The 11,854-nt window shown below is 65.5% G+C and carries 17 protein-coding genes; 7 read left to right on the plus strand and 10 right to left on the minus strand.

The features are described from left to right. Positions 1 to 6 precede the first annotated feature (6 nt). Positions 7 to 504 carry a DUF3558 family protein gene (locus ACIP5Y_RS24195; RefSeq protein ID WP_400352953.1) on the plus strand — a complete coding sequence of 166 codons (498 nt, stop codon included), beginning with the start codon at positions 7 to 9 and terminating at the stop codon, positions 502 to 504. Positions 505 to 630: 126 nt separating this feature from the next. Here the strand turns inward: ACIP5Y_RS24195 and ACIP5Y_RS24200 are convergent, their stop codons facing one another. From ACIP5Y_RS24200 to ACIP5Y_RS24210, 3 genes are read right to left on the minus strand one after another with little or no spacing between them, the layout of a single operon-like run. Continuing rightward, positions 631 to 843, minus strand: coding sequence for a DUF397 domain-containing protein (locus tag ACIP5Y_RS24200; protein ID WP_400352955.1), 213 nt, complete (start codon positions 841 to 843; stop codon positions 631 to 633). Then, positions 840 to 1,067 carry a DUF397 domain-containing protein gene (locus ACIP5Y_RS24205; protein WP_400352957.1) on the minus strand — a complete coding sequence of 76 codons (228 nt, stop codon included), beginning with the start codon at positions 1,065 to 1,067 and terminating at the stop codon, positions 840 to 842. Before ACIP5Y_RS24205 ends, ACIP5Y_RS24200 begins: the two co-directional genes overlap by 4 nt. Beyond that, positions 1,057 to 1,938 carry a helix-turn-helix domain-containing protein gene (locus ACIP5Y_RS24210; protein WP_400352958.1) on the minus strand — a complete coding sequence of 294 codons (882 nt, stop codon included), beginning with the start codon at positions 1,936 to 1,938 and terminating at the stop codon, positions 1,057 to 1,059. Before ACIP5Y_RS24210 ends, ACIP5Y_RS24205 begins: the two co-directional genes overlap by 11 nt. Before the next feature lie 231 nt (positions 1,939 to 2,169). Between ACIP5Y_RS24210 and ACIP5Y_RS24215 the strand changes: the two genes are divergently transcribed. Then, positions 2,170 to 2,559 carry a hypothetical protein gene (locus ACIP5Y_RS24215; RefSeq protein ID WP_400352960.1) on the plus strand — a complete coding sequence of 130 codons (390 nt, stop codon included), beginning with the start codon at positions 2,170 to 2,172 and terminating at the stop codon, positions 2,557 to 2,559. Further along, positions 2,546 to 2,848 carry a hypothetical protein gene (locus ACIP5Y_RS24220; protein ID WP_400352962.1) on the plus strand — a complete coding sequence of 101 codons (303 nt, stop codon included), beginning with the start codon at positions 2,546 to 2,548 and terminating at the stop codon, positions 2,846 to 2,848. The genes ACIP5Y_RS24215 and ACIP5Y_RS24220 overlap by 14 nt, the downstream gene beginning before the upstream one ends. Before the next feature lie 482 nt (positions 2,849 to 3,330). On the opposite strand, the gene ACIP5Y_RS24225 is transcribed toward ACIP5Y_RS24220, so the two are convergent. Then, positions 3,331 to 3,777, minus strand: a complete 447-nt coding sequence (locus tag ACIP5Y_RS24225) for a hypothetical protein (protein WP_400352964.1) — start codon at positions 3,775 to 3,777, stop codon at positions 3,331 to 3,333. A 175-nt stretch (positions 3,778 to 3,952) separates the two neighbouring features. Here ACIP5Y_RS24225 and ACIP5Y_RS24230 point away from each other — a divergent pair, with 175 nt between their 5' ends. Next, positions 3,953 to 4,150 carry a three-helix bundle dimerization domain-containing protein gene (locus ACIP5Y_RS24230; RefSeq protein WP_400352966.1) on the plus strand — a complete coding sequence of 66 codons (198 nt, stop codon included), beginning with the start codon at positions 3,953 to 3,955 and terminating at the stop codon, positions 4,148 to 4,150. A 130-nt stretch (positions 4,151 to 4,280) separates the two neighbouring features. Here the strand turns inward: ACIP5Y_RS24230 and ACIP5Y_RS24235 are convergent, their stop codons facing one another. Then, a complete protein-coding gene (locus tag ACIP5Y_RS24235; protein ID WP_400352968.1) occupies positions 4,281 to 5,570 on the minus strand; it encodes a M24 family metallopeptidase in 1,290 nt (429 codons plus the stop codon). Next, positions 5,567 to 6,346 carry an NAD-dependent epimerase/dehydratase family protein gene (locus tag ACIP5Y_RS24240; RefSeq protein ID WP_400352970.1) on the minus strand — a complete coding sequence of 260 codons (780 nt, stop codon included), beginning with the start codon at positions 6,344 to 6,346 and terminating at the stop codon, positions 5,567 to 5,569. The genes ACIP5Y_RS24235 and ACIP5Y_RS24240 overlap by 4 nt, the downstream gene beginning before the upstream one ends. Positions 6,347 to 6,658: 312 nt before the next feature. Between ACIP5Y_RS24240 and ACIP5Y_RS24245 the strand changes: the two genes are divergently transcribed. Further along, a complete protein-coding gene (locus ACIP5Y_RS24245; protein WP_400352971.1) occupies positions 6,659 to 7,126 on the plus strand; it encodes a MarR family winged helix-turn-helix transcriptional regulator in 468 nt (155 codons plus the stop codon). Positions 7,127 to 7,325: 199 nt separating this feature from the next. Here ACIP5Y_RS24245 and ACIP5Y_RS24250 read toward each other — a convergent pair whose 3' ends face one another. Then, entirely contained in the window at positions 7,326 to 7,877 is a 552-nt protein-coding gene (locus ACIP5Y_RS24250; protein ID WP_400352973.1) for a cupin domain-containing protein, read from the minus strand. Positions 7,878 to 8,007: 130 nt separating this feature from the next. Here ACIP5Y_RS24250 and ACIP5Y_RS24255 point away from each other — a divergent pair, with 130 nt between their 5' ends. Beyond that, entirely contained in the window at positions 8,008 to 8,580 is a 573-nt protein-coding gene (locus tag ACIP5Y_RS24255) for a TetR/AcrR family transcriptional regulator (RefSeq protein WP_400352975.1), read from the plus strand. Positions 8,581 to 8,674: 94 nt separating this feature from the next. On the opposite strand, the gene ACIP5Y_RS24260 is transcribed toward ACIP5Y_RS24255, so the two are convergent. Continuing rightward, positions 8,675 to 9,631 carry an alpha/beta fold hydrolase gene (locus ACIP5Y_RS24260; protein WP_400352976.1) on the minus strand — a complete coding sequence of 319 codons (957 nt, stop codon included), beginning with the start codon at positions 9,629 to 9,631 and terminating at the stop codon, positions 8,675 to 8,677. A gap of 124 nt (positions 9,632 to 9,755) precedes the next feature. Between ACIP5Y_RS24260 and ACIP5Y_RS24265 the strand changes: the two genes are divergently transcribed. After that, a complete protein-coding gene (locus ACIP5Y_RS24265) occupies positions 9,756 to 9,890 on the plus strand; it encodes a hypothetical protein (protein ID WP_400352978.1) in 135 nt (44 codons plus the stop codon). Positions 9,891 to 9,938: 48 nt separating this feature from the next. Here ACIP5Y_RS24265 and ACIP5Y_RS24270 read toward each other — a convergent pair whose 3' ends face one another. Beyond that, entirely contained in the window at positions 9,939 to 10,874 is a 936-nt protein-coding gene (locus ACIP5Y_RS24270; protein WP_400352980.1) for an NADP-dependent oxidoreductase, read from the minus strand. An 89-nt stretch (positions 10,875 to 10,963) separates the two neighbouring features. After that, positions 10,964 to 11,851 carry a DODA-type extradiol aromatic ring-opening family dioxygenase gene (locus tag ACIP5Y_RS24275; RefSeq protein WP_400352982.1) on the minus strand — a complete coding sequence of 296 codons (888 nt, stop codon included), beginning with the start codon at positions 11,849 to 11,851 and terminating at the stop codon, positions 10,964 to 10,966. Positions 11,852 to 11,854: the final 3 nt, after the last annotated feature.

Below are 11,854 nucleotides of genomic sequence, written 5' to 3' on the forward strand. Positions count from 1 at the left end.
GGCCCTATGAGTAACCGGTTCCGCAAAGCCACACTGATCTTGGCAGCCGCCACCTCGACCGCGCTCGCGGCTAGCGGGTGCAGAACCTCCGCTACGAAAAGCGACGACGCACCGGCCTGGGATCCATGTACCGCCTTCCCCGGCTCTGCGCTTCAAGAACTCGGGCTGGACTACAAGGCTAAGACCGAACTCCATGGCCATACCTGCGGGTGGGCGAAGCTCGGGTCCGGCTACAACGTGGAGGTCACCTACCGGACCATGAGCCGATTCGCAGACTGGACCGGGCCCGAGGACCCGTCCAAGGTCACGGTCGGTAGCTATGACGGGCACACCTACCATGTCAAGGGCAACAGTCACCCGTTCATGTGCGCGCTCCAGCTCGCGACCAAGAAGGCCAATGTCGTGTTCACAGTGACCAATACGAACTACCAGGACGAGGATCCTTGTACGTTCGCGAGCCGCGTGGCGAACGGATTGGAGAAGTACCTACCCCCGGCACAATGATGTGGTCTCGAAGCTGTTCCCCCAGAGGGTAGCCCGGCTCAAGAGCCGCTGCTCGCCAGACGCGACACGTCCGCCAGCAACCCCAACCATAACTCCGCTAACGGCGGGCAGAGTTATCCGTGGTGGTTAGCGAGGCAAGTCCAGGTCGCCAGCAACGACACCCGTGGTGAACGATTCCCATTCATCAGGGGTGAAGGCCAGCGCCGGGCCGGTTGGATTCCGCGAATCACGTACGCCGACAGTGCCTTCCGGCAGCCAGGCGACCTCGAGGCAGTCGCCTTGACTACCGCTGTAACTACTCTTGAACCACCCGGCGCCAGACGGGCCGATACTGGTCACGCCCGGACTGCTTCGTCACCCGCCGTGCCGAGCTCGCCAGAGACGATGCCGACAGTGAAGGCATCCCACTCCCCGGGAGTGAAGACCAGGGCCGGCCCGGTCGGGTGCTTGGAATCGCGAACACCGACCATGCCCGCCTGCAGGTGCGCGATTTCTACGCAGTCCTGGCTGCCCCCGCTGTAGCTGCTCTTGAACCAGCGAGCCTCGGACAGGTCAACGCTCATGCTCATGCTCCCTTGCTGCGTGCCGTAGCAGGTCCCGACTTTGACGCGCGTCCAACGCTACCCGCCGCATGGCTTCGTGTGCGGTCCGATAGCGTTCGATGCTGAGGTGGTCATCGAAGTACATTGCACCGGTGTAACTTTCGATGTAGACCACCGACGGCTCAACAGGCTGGCGGTCGTCCTCTCCGAAATCGAGGATGGTGAACGGCCCGGTCAACTCACCCAGCGGGATACCGGCCGAGTACGGAAGCACCCGGATCGCGATGTTGGCCCGAGTACCGAGGTCTGCCAGGTGACGCAGTTGGGCGGCCATGATTTTGGGGTTGCCGATCACACGGTGCAGCACGGACTCATCGAGGACCACGTCGAGCGTCGCGGGCTGCGCCCTGCGGGTGATGAGTATTTGGCGGTGCATGCGCATCTCGACCCTGCGGCTGATCTCGCTTTCCGGCTGACCGGCGTGCACCGAGCGGATCAGCACGCGAGCGTACTCGGGCGTCTGTGCCAGCCCTGGCACCAGCTCTTGAAACGACGTCAACGACTCGGCTGCGGATTCCAGGCCCATGTAGACATCGAAGTTCGCCGGAATGAGATCACCGTACTCATGCCACCAGCTCTTGGTATTACCTTGCTGGGCAAGTCCTTTGAGCGCGGCGGTCTCGGTTTCACTGGCACCGAGAACTTGGCACAGGGCTTCGATGTCCCACAAGCGGATACGGTCGGCTGAGCCGGTTTCGAGCCGCTGCAACGTGGTTGCTCCCCGCTCGATCCGACGGGCGACCTCGGCGATCGTCATCCCGGATTGCTGACGCAGTTCGCGCAGGTAACGACCCAGCTGGCGACGCGGGACTGTGGACTCGGTTTCAGCCATGACTATCTCCCCCCGATCGGATGACACATCCACGGTTTTTGGATGACGCTGCTGCCTGGTGTGGATGATTGTCGCCGAATCCACGAACCCGTCGCTTGGCTTTCGGATCAATCCTCATGGATTATCCATTTTCTGCTGTCCAGCTGCGGCGCTCAGCGGTGTGCTGGTTACGAATCCGGACCGATAGCCGGGAACGTACCGACGCCGACGAGCGGAAGGAGCGCAGCAACCATGTCCAGCAACAGTCTTTGGTCAGTGCAGGCGATCACCGAACGCATCGAAAGGGAAGGACAGCAAGCCGCCGAAGTCGGGTGTGTGACGTCGAAAAAACCGGCCGCTAGGTATTCGGTGCGCGGATTGTGGTCGTGCTCCTGTGATCCCGGCGAGTTGACCGCCACACAGGCGCACATTGCGATGCAGCTACATCTCGAATGCGGCGTACACACCTGTAGGGTCCGGTCGCGGGCGCGCAACACGTTGGTCTCGGCCGGGCAGATGGTTCTCGACACGCGCGCAACCCGGGCGCCTGCAGCTGCCCGCAAGTCTCTGTTCGGCCTACTGCAAGCCGCAGTGTTCGGTTGCAGCGCGCTGTTTCTCGGTGGTCGCCATGCTCTCCGATGAACACGACCAGATCGAGTTGCAGGTCATCCAGGACGTCCTCGACACAGTGGAAGCACGTCTGCGCGAGCGCGAACGACGCGGGTGGCAGCTGACCGTGCCACGCTTCCGGGTTTACGCAACCGTGCTGCTGGCCGTCGTCGTCAGCGCACGCGAATCACACCGATTCCCCCTCACTCTCGACGGCGCCGAGATCCTCGACGCAATCTTCGACGGCACCGAACCCTCGAACCCCGCCTCCGTCCAACCGGTCGACGATGCCATCACCAACCACACCGTGAACGTGAACTGATCCTTGATTGATTGTCGTATCCCACGGACGGTGTCCCTTCGAGGACGGCCCACTTCAAAGCGTGTCGACACACCGAAAGGAAGATACCTCTTCACGAAAGCCGCTGAGCTGCAACAATGTTCTCGGATCTGGGCCTCAACTATCCGAGACCCAGCGAAGGCGCGCCAACACTGCCCGATCATCGGGATCGAGGCCAACCGATCGCGTGAAAGGCCGCCCAACAAGGGGGCTCGTCCTCGAAGCCCCGATATGACCACTTACCGGCGAGGCGGCGGATAGACCGTTCCGGTGCAATGCCCCCACCACGCCACCACCCGGGCTGGTTGCCTCAGCGTTCGTCGCTGCCGCACCGCACTATGACCTCTTCCTGACGATCCACCTCACCGGTACCGGCTGGGTCGATCAAGCAGGGCGTACGGATTCGGCGCAGCCGTCGAGGAATGCGACGAGTTCGATGCGCGGCAGGGAGGCGAAGAGCTCGTTCAGTTCTTCTTCGGTGCGGTCCGCGGTCGCCTCTTCCACGGCGTGTGGAATCGCGACTCGGTGTACCAGATCCATGCGCCCACAATCACATCGATCAGTATCTCCGCCCATTGGAACGGCACGAGCTGTTGTAGCCACCATATGGCGCCGTTCTGCCGACGCGACGCCGGGCGAGGCAGGACGCCTCGCGTACGCCGGGTGGCGCGTATCCACGACATAACTTTGAAAAGAGCGATGCCCGCAGCGATGCCGGCGATCGCAGCAATCGCTCTGATCACCAGACCCAGGTCCGACCCGATCGCGACGTCTATCAGCACCAAAACCAGTGCTGTCAACACACCAGCCGACGCGGGTGCCCAACCGGGCACGCGAGCGGCTTCGTGTGCTCGGCGAGTTGCCGCGGCGGCGATGTCGAGTGCCTGTTGTGGAGTCTGTTCGTCGTGCATGACCCGACCGTACGGGAGCAGGTTTCCACTCGGCAACCAGTTTCCTATTTTTGGGGGCACCCCACCTTCAGACGCGCTGAGGCGATTCGAGGAGAGCGAGATGGTCATACGAACGGCCGGAGCGCTGCCGCAGAGGTTGATTGACGACCGCACGCCCGCGCGACCACCATGAAATATGGCAAACGATGAAGCCCATCAGATCGACGAGGTTGTGCGACGACTGGCGAATCGCCACCCCGCCGTAGCCGCCGACACCGTCGCCCGGGTTGTTCACGAGGCACATCAACGCTTTTCCGACAGCCACATCCGCGACTTCATCCCACTGCTCGTGGAACGAATCGCCGCAAAAACACTCACCGCCGCTGCCACCTGACGCTCACCGACCACGCTCGAAATCCGAGTGGGTCGATGCCATCCCGTCCGGGCCACGGGAGTCGGCACCGGCGTGATCTGCACTGGCAGAGGGAGTCCCGATCACGCGCTCGAGGATCGAGCCGATGACGTTATCCGGCCCGCAGCAGTTTCGCGGTCAGTGGGTTGAGTTCGATCGGGTCACCCTCGCCGACGAGGACCGTGCCGCCGAGGGTGACCATATGGTCGCCGATTCCGCAGCTCGGTTCGAAGGCGAAGGACATTCCAGGCTCGAGAGTCATGTCGGCCAACGTCGCCGGCCGTGGGGCTGCTATCGGATACAGGTCACCGCCTTCGGCCTGGATGAGTCCCCCGGGGATACGACTGAAGGCGCCATACGGGTTGAGGCCGTGGATTTGCGGGCCACGCAACCATGCACCGACTGCCTCGGCGGGCGCCAGCATGGCCTCGGAGACTTCCCCGAATGTCGCGCCCGTGCGCAGCGTCGCCAGACCGGCGGCGTAGCACTCGTTCGCGATCCGGGCGACGTGCTCGATCATCGGGTGCACCTCGCCGATAGCGATTGCCGCTTGATGCTGGGTTTGACGGCCGCCGAAGTAGCTGAAGATCTCTGTGGCGATGAGGTCGCCTTCGGCCAGGATGCGCGGTGGTTGCGGCCGGTAACCCCATGCGGGCTGTCCGGAGGCCGATGGGGCCGGGCCCGAGCAGAAGTGGATGTGGGGTGCCAGTGTGCCGTGGCGGTAGGCGGTGGCCATTGCCGCGGCGTACACGTCGGCTTCGGAGACGCCCGGTGCGGCTGTGGTCACCATGGCCTCGGCCATCGCGTCGCCGATGCGGGCGGCATGACGCATCACAGCGATCTCCTCCTCGCTCAGCGGCATCATGAGGCGGGCGAACGCGTGCCCGACATTGCGGAAATCGGTGCCGGGCAACAGGTTCAGCACGGCGTGCCAGAACGGGTAAGGGATTCGCCCTTCGGGATGCGCGGGAAGGTACGGGTCGAGGCCCATGACCCCGATGGCGCCGTTGCCGAGACCCAGATCCTTCAAGGTTTGGACGAGTTGATGGGATTGGCGGCCCAGACGCAGATCGGTTGCGGCGAGCCACAGTTCGTCGCCTCTGTGCATTGCTTCTCGATGGTCGAAGAGAAAGGTCGGGATCGGCACAAGCGCGATCGGTGTCCGGTCGCGAGGGAAGACGAGTAGGACGCCCGGTCGATCATTGGTGAACCAGCTGTCGAAGGCGAAGGGGGCAGGGCCTGCGTCTCCTTCACCGAAGACGATCAGAGCATCGAGACCCTCGTCTTCCATGAAGCTGCGAGCCAGGTTCCAGCGCCTGTCCCGCTCGGCCAGTGAGTAGACGGGAACGGAAGGGCGCGTGTCCAGCCCTGTCGAAATGCGTTGCGTCGGTGAGAGTGTCATGCTGCCAACCCCTGTCGTGATTCGGTGATGAGCGCGGTGGCGGTGTCGATGATGGTCTGTTCGGTGGGGCGGGGGTGCCAGCCGAGTTGGGTGCGTGCTTTGCCGCTGTCGACGAGGCGGATGCGGCCGAGTTCGGGGCGCAGCATCGCCAGCTGCGGGTTCCGTCGCGCGACTAGTTTGACGATGAAGTCGGGCATGGCCCGCGTGGGCACCTTGGTGGCGTCGTCGGGGAACTGCTCGCGCAGGATGCGGGCTATGTCGCGGTACCACAGGAAGTTGCCCGAGCCGAGGAAGCGCTCGCCGGCGGCGGCCGGGCTCGTCATGGCGAGAATGTGCAGTTCGGCGATATCGCGGACGTCGACGATATTCCATCCGATGTTCGGCACGGCGGGGATCGCGCCGGTGAGCAGGCGGCGGAGGATGTCGACGGTTCCCGGCCTGTTGGATGCGCCCAGCGTGGGGCCCTGCATGAATGTCGGGAGGACGGCGGTCAGTTCGAGCCCGGTCGCGGCGGCGAGGTCCCAGGCGTCACGCTCGGCGAGGATCTTGGAATCGGGGTACGCGCGCAACGGGGTACCCGACGGCGCGGTCCACATCGCCTCGGTCGCAGGCATTTTCGGGTCGGCGGCGTCGGCTGTGACACCGGAAGAGGTGAGCACGGCGCGGCGTACTCCGGCACGTGCGGCAGCACCCAGGACGCGGCGGGTGCCCTCGCGTGCGGTGGTGATGAGGTCTACGCCCGAGCCGAAGGGCATCGGTGAGGCGGTGTGCAGCACGTAGTCGGCACCCGCGAGGGCTTCGTCCCCAGCCGTCGTCGCGGAGCAGATCGACAGCGGCGAATTCGAGAACCCTGGCCGCCCGGCCGCCGGCCTGCTCGCCGACGGCAGCGCGCACCTGTTCCGCCTTGCCGAGGCCGCGCACGGTGGTGCGCACCCGGTAGCCGCGCTCGAGCAGGCCCGCGATCACCCAGCCGGCCAGGTAGCCGGTTCCGCCTGTGACGAGGACTGTCTCGCCAGCGTGGTCGTCGTTCATTTACTTCTCCAATATCATTGAGTTTCTCATTGATATTTGGAGCGTATCATCGTCGCATGACTTTGGGCAGTGGCGTGGAGGGATCGGCGGCTCACCGCGCGGACGTCGAGCGGAAAGCCGAAATCGTCCGCGCTCTCATGGAAGTGGCAAACGGCGCGGACGCGGTCGTGGCTCAGGTACTCAGTGAGTTCGGTGTCCCGTCGTCGGTCGCGAGCACGCTGTGGGCGCTTGCCCCGGGAACCGAACCGCCGACGATGCGGGAGGTGGCGGCGCGCCTGCGCGTCGATCCGTCCACGGTCAGTCTCGCCGCCGACAAACTCCAGAGCACCGGACTCATCGCCCGCCAGCCCCACCCCGACGACGGCCGCAAGCGCACCCTGGTCCTCACCGAACACGGGCACGAACTATGGGAAACGCTGAGAACGCGCCTGCACGCCTCCGGCCTGTTCACCGGCCTCGACACACAAGAACAGGACACCCTGCTCGCGCTACTGACGAAAATGCGGAAACCGCAACGCCCATAGCCGGTCTCGACCGAAAACCGGGGCGGCACAGGCATTGCTACCGGAACCCCGGATCGATGGCCCGCCCGCAGTCCAATGCTCCGCCAGTCAGCGCCCGTTCAGAGCTGCGCCCAGGCAAGCGTCTGCTGGTAGAGGCCATCGCGTCGAGGGCAGCAGCAACCTCGGGGTCCAACGCGAAAGTCATGGAACTGGTTGGCTCTCAATCAGTTTCGGGCGGCAGTAGCACAGTGCGGAACCGCGGTGCCAGCTCCTGGACCTTGGCGATGAAGGCGCCCTGGGCCGCGGCATCGAGCGGCGGTGGCGCTTCGGTCCGGGTCTTCACTGGTTGACCGACGAGAGTGAAGAATTCGTCCTGGCCCGCGGGAGTGCACATACACAGCAGGCGCGCCGGGTGATCGCTGACATTGTGGAATCCGTGCGGGGAGTTACTGGGCACGTTCACCGACTCGCCGGCGCTCAGGCGCCGTTTCTCACCGCGGAACGTCATCTCGACTTCGCCTTCCAGGATGGAGAACATTTCCTCGAAGTCGTGGCGGTGCGGCGGAGGACCGCCGCCCGGCGGGACATGCATGTCGATGAGGGTGTAGGCGCCATTGGTGTCCGCGCCGCTGACCAGGATCGTGTAGGTATCGCCCACCAGGCCCAGGTGCGGCAGCTGGTCATCCTCGTCGGGCCGGGCGACGGTGAGCGTGCGGGTGGGGTCGTCCGGCGGGATCGACGCGGGCGCGGGCTGGTTCGGTTCGTCGGTCATGACGTCTCCTCGGGTGCGAGTTCGACAGTGTCAGAGACGATTTCGCAACTATCCTGAAGCGGATGATTTCGTCCGTTTCAATGTAGCAGCGTTGCGCTCGGTTCGTCGGCGGAAGCGGTTCAATAGGCGGGTGACAGACGCAACCGACTCGCGCGACCCACGCCGCGACGCCGTGCGCAACCAGAAAGCACTGGTGCGCGCGGCAACGGCGGCCTTCCACCGCGAAGGACTCCGCGTCCCGATGGGGACGATCGCCGCGGACGCCGGGGTCGGCGTCGGCACCCTCTACCGGCACTTCCCCACCCGCGACGAGCTCTTGAGCCACCTGACCCATCGCTCGTTCGAACAGATACTCGCCAATGTCCGAGCAGCCGAGAGCAGCGGAACGACACCCGCCGACAGTCTGCGACTGTTCATCGACGCCGCGATCAGTCAGCGCAACGAACTCGTCCTGCCGTTGCACGGCGGCCCGCAAGTCACCGCGGCAGCGACGGCCACCCTGCGCGACGAGGTCCACGAGATCGTGCAGCGGATTCTCGACCGCGGAATTGCCGACGCGACCCTGCGCCCGGACCTCACGGCACGCGAAATCATCGCCTTCGGTGCGCTGCTCGCACAGCCTCGCACCGCCGACCCCGACTGGGATGCCACATGTCGCCGTCTGCTCACGACATTCCTGCGCGGCCTTCGACCGAACTGCTGACGGTCGCCGTTTCGGTTCTGCCGGACCACGAGCGGGTCCCACCTTGACTGACGAGGGCCGAGGATCGCCGAAAAGCTTTTCGGGACTTGCGAAGTCAGGCGTCGAGTGTGGCGATCCATTCACGCAGAGTCCGGTTATAGAGCTGCGGATCGCTGCCGTGCATGACGTGGCCCGCGGTCGGGAACGAGTGGTAGTCGAACCGCTGGCCGGCTTCGGTGATCAGCCTGCGCGCCTGGCGGACCTGCAGGTCGGAGATGGCGCCCTGGAGTCGGCCCGATTCCTCGTCGACGTGGTGGAAATGGTGGGTGAACAGCACCGGGACCTTGACTGCCGCGAGCATGCGGGCGTGGTCGACCGCGGCGCTCGCCGAGCCACTGGCGAAGGCGCGGGCCCATTCGGGGTCGTATTCCTTGAATGTCTGGGGTGGTTCGTCCCCGCCGAAGAAGTCGCCCATCGCCGCAAGGCCGCGAGCGAGTACCGGCGGCAGGTCGGTGTGGAGGGCTTTCTTCAGGCCCGGCCAGTCACCGACCGACCATTGATCGCCGAGGTACTTGTTCATCAATTCGAACCACGGGCCGATGACCTGGTTCATGCCCTGACCGTAGGCGGGTCGGATTTCCGAGGAGAACAGTGGTGCGTCCTCGTAGTAGGCCGCTCGTAGCACTCCGGGCGGTGCGTAGGCCGACAGCCATGCGGCGATGACGCCGCCCGAGGAGAGGCCGCAGGCGATGACCGGGCGCCGGATGCGCCCGGAAATGAACCGGACCAGGTCGTTGCCCATGTTGTCGAGTGTGTAGCGACCGGGGGTGCGGGTGGAGCGGCCCTGTCCGCGCAGGTCGACGGCGAAAACCTCGAAGTCGTCTTCGAGCAGTTTCATCACCGCCTCGTATCCCCACCAGGACTCCCCCTGCGCCGGGATGAGCAGCAGGGCGGGGTTCTCGGGTGATCCGGTCGTGGCGTAGTTGAGCATCACCTCACCGGTGTCGAATCCATGCTCGGGGTAGTCGTGCGTGACGTAGGTGGCCCCTGGATTGTGCGGTCCGTATGTCATGGGAGCGTTTCCTCGTGTAGCGATCGCAGAGTCTCGTGATGGGACCTTTGTCCCGTCACTCGTCTCACCGTAACAGGTGATGGGACTTTTGTGCCATCACTCGGTAGGCCTAGGCTGCTCGGTTATGACGTCCGACTCCCCCAATGAGCCCGACCGGCTCGGGCACCGTGCCCGGCGTGGGGCGAACGGGAACGCCGGCGGGCAGGCAACTCGGTTGCGGCTCATGGAGGCGGCCGAGGTCTTGTTCGCCGAGCACTGAATTACGTTCAGCCTCAACGAGGTTCGGGTCGCGGCGGGTCGGGCGCGATCAGGGAGCGATCAGGACAGTCTTGCCAAGTAGCTGCCCCGCACCGGCTGCCTCGTGCACCGCACCCAGTTCGATCACCGGGCGCCGGTCCGCGACGTGAATCCGGAGTCGGCCGGCATCGATCTTGGCGACCAGCTCGGCCAGCTGGGCGGCGTCGCTGCGGACGAACAGACTCGCCGCGCGCACCGACCGGGCCGGGTCTTCGGGGACCGGGGTAGCCGAGCAGGCGGCGACCCCACCGTCGGCGACATAGCGCGACAGCTGCGCGGCCTCGTCGGGGGTCATGCGCACCATGTTCAGCAGGACCTGAAACGGACCACCCACGCTGCCTGGTCCTTCGGTGAGATCGAGGTGGCCGACGACGCGGTCGACACCGTAGGTCCGCAGGCGGTCGGCGTGCCGCGGACCGGCCGCCGCGGTCACGTGTGCTCCCGCATCGACGGCGAGCTGGACCGCGAGGCTGCCTACCGCGCCTCCTGCCCCGTTGACCAGGACGGACTGTCCGGGTTTCAGCTCGGCGAGCTCGAACAACGTCTGCCAGGCCGACAGGCCGACCAGGGGCAGCGCGGCGGCGTCGGCCAGCTCGATCGTCCGTGGTGCGATGACCAGGCTCTCGGCCGGGGCGAGTACGTACTCGGCTGCACCGCCGCCGGCGCCCAGCGGCAACATCGCTATGACGCGGTCCCCGATCTCGAGGCCCGTGACCTGTGCGCCGAGCTCGGCGACGGTGCCCGCCAGGTCGATCCCGGGCACGTGCGGCAGGCTGATCGGGATCATCTCGGTCAGGACACCGGCGCGGATGTGGTCGTCGACCGGATTGAACGAGGTGGCCGCCACCCGCACCAGCATCTGCCCCGCGCCGGGGACCGGACGCTCGATGTCCTCGTAGCGCAGAACCTCGCTGCTGCCGAACTCGTGATAGCGCACTGCTTTCATGACATTTCCTTCAGTGTGTGGCGATACGGGATAACGCTCTGGGACAAAGGGTTTGAAGCGAATCGATGTGCGCGAGCCGGTCGAGGCTGTCAGTTCAACTGCACCGAGCGGGTGGAGTTCCCCATCACCATGCGGTCGATGGCGCTCACGGCGCTGCCGGGATCGGTGGCCGCGCCGACGGTGAGCAGCAGGGGGACGAAATGCTCGGGCGTCGGATGGGCGACCTCGACACCGGGTGCCTTGCTGCGGTAATCAGCCAGGGCGTCGACGTCGGCTCGGGCGAGGGCGTCGACGGCCCATGCGTCGAAGGCCGCGGTGTGCGCGGCGAGCCCCGGGCGGCGGAAGACGGCGAAACTGTGCGTCATGAAGCCCGAGCCGAGAACCAGGATGCCTTCGTCGCGCAGTGGTTGCAGGCGCGCCCCGAGCCGGAGCAGGGCGCCAGGATCGAGACTGGGCATCGAGAGCTGCACGACCGGGACGTCGGCCGCGGGATACATGGCCATGAGCGGGATGAAAGCGCCGTGGTCGAGGCCGCGATCGGTGAACTCGTGTACCGCTGTCGGGCTCAGCATGCCGGTGAGCCGCCGAGCAAGGTCGGTGGCGTCCGGAGTCGCGTACGGCAGAGTCTTGTAGCGGGGATGAAAGCCGCTGAAGTCGTAGTAGAGCGGGGTGCCGGCGGCGGCTCCGGAGATCGCGACCGGCGCGTGTTCCCAGTGCGCCGAGACGACGATGATGGCCTTGGGTTTGGGCATCGACTGAGCCCAGTCGAACAGCTCGGCGATCCACTGCGGGTCGTCGAGGGTGAACGGGGCCCCGTGACTGACGAAAAGACTGGGCAGGGGCCCGTCGGAGGGACTCCATACGCGCTGCTCGCGTGCCCGTGGCAATACCCGGGCGAGGTGGTCGTCGTATGCTCCGGCAGGGCGATGCGCGTTGGCGGAAACGTCGTCCTGGTGTTCGAGGTGGCCGATCGTCATCGT

The organism is Nocardia sp. NPDC088792, assembly GCF_044750615.1.
Taxonomy (GTDB): domain Bacteria; phylum Actinomycetota; class Actinomycetes; order Mycobacteriales; family Mycobacteriaceae; genus Nocardia.

Excerpts from the sequence above, each read along its gene's own strand:
- ACIP5Y_RS24265 (WP_400352978.1), top strand. The coding sequence starts at position 9,756 with ATGACGTCCGACTCCCCCAATGAGCCCGACCGGCTCGGGCACCGTGCC.
- ACIP5Y_RS24260 (WP_400352976.1), bottom strand. The coding sequence starts at position 9,631 with ATGACATACGGACCGCACAATCCAGGGGCCACCTACGTCACGCACGAC.
- ACIP5Y_RS24210 (WP_400352958.1), bottom strand. The coding sequence starts at position 1,938 with ATGGCTGAAACCGAGTCCACAGTCCCGCGTCGCCAGCTGGGTCGTTAC.
- ACIP5Y_RS24250 (WP_400352973.1), bottom strand. The coding sequence starts at position 7,877 with ATGACCGACGAACCGAACCAGCCCGCGCCCGCGTCGATCCCGCCGGAC.
- ACIP5Y_RS24225 (WP_400352964.1), bottom strand. The coding sequence starts at position 3,777 with ATGCACGACGAACAGACTCCACAACAGGCACTCGACATCGCCGCCGCG.
- ACIP5Y_RS24275 (WP_400352982.1), bottom strand. The coding sequence starts at position 11,851 with ATGACGATCGGCCACCTCGAACACCAGGACGACGTTTCCGCCAACGCG.
- ACIP5Y_RS24195 (WP_400352953.1), top strand. The coding sequence starts at position 7 with ATGAGTAACCGGTTCCGCAAAGCCACACTGATCTTGGCAGCCGCCACC.
- ACIP5Y_RS24230 (WP_400352966.1), top strand. The coding sequence starts at position 3,953 with ATGGCAAACGATGAAGCCCATCAGATCGACGAGGTTGTGCGACGACTG.
- ACIP5Y_RS24235 (WP_400352968.1), bottom strand. The coding sequence starts at position 5,570 with ATGACACTCTCACCGACGCAACGCATTTCGACAGGGCTGGACACGCGC.
- ACIP5Y_RS24215 (WP_400352960.1), top strand. The coding sequence starts at position 2,170 with ATGTCCAGCAACAGTCTTTGGTCAGTGCAGGCGATCACCGAACGCATC.
- ACIP5Y_RS24245 (WP_400352971.1), top strand. The coding sequence starts at position 6,659 with ATGACTTTGGGCAGTGGCGTGGAGGGATCGGCGGCTCACCGCGCGGAC.
- ACIP5Y_RS24220 (WP_400352962.1), top strand. The coding sequence starts at position 2,546 with ATGCTCTCCGATGAACACGACCAGATCGAGTTGCAGGTCATCCAGGAC.
- ACIP5Y_RS24270 (WP_400352980.1), bottom strand. The coding sequence starts at position 10,874 with ATGAAAGCAGTGCGCTATCACGAGTTCGGCAGCAGCGAGGTTCTGCGC.
- ACIP5Y_RS24205 (WP_400352957.1), bottom strand. The coding sequence starts at position 1,067 with ATGAGCGTTGACCTGTCCGAGGCTCGCTGGTTCAAGAGCAGCTACAGC.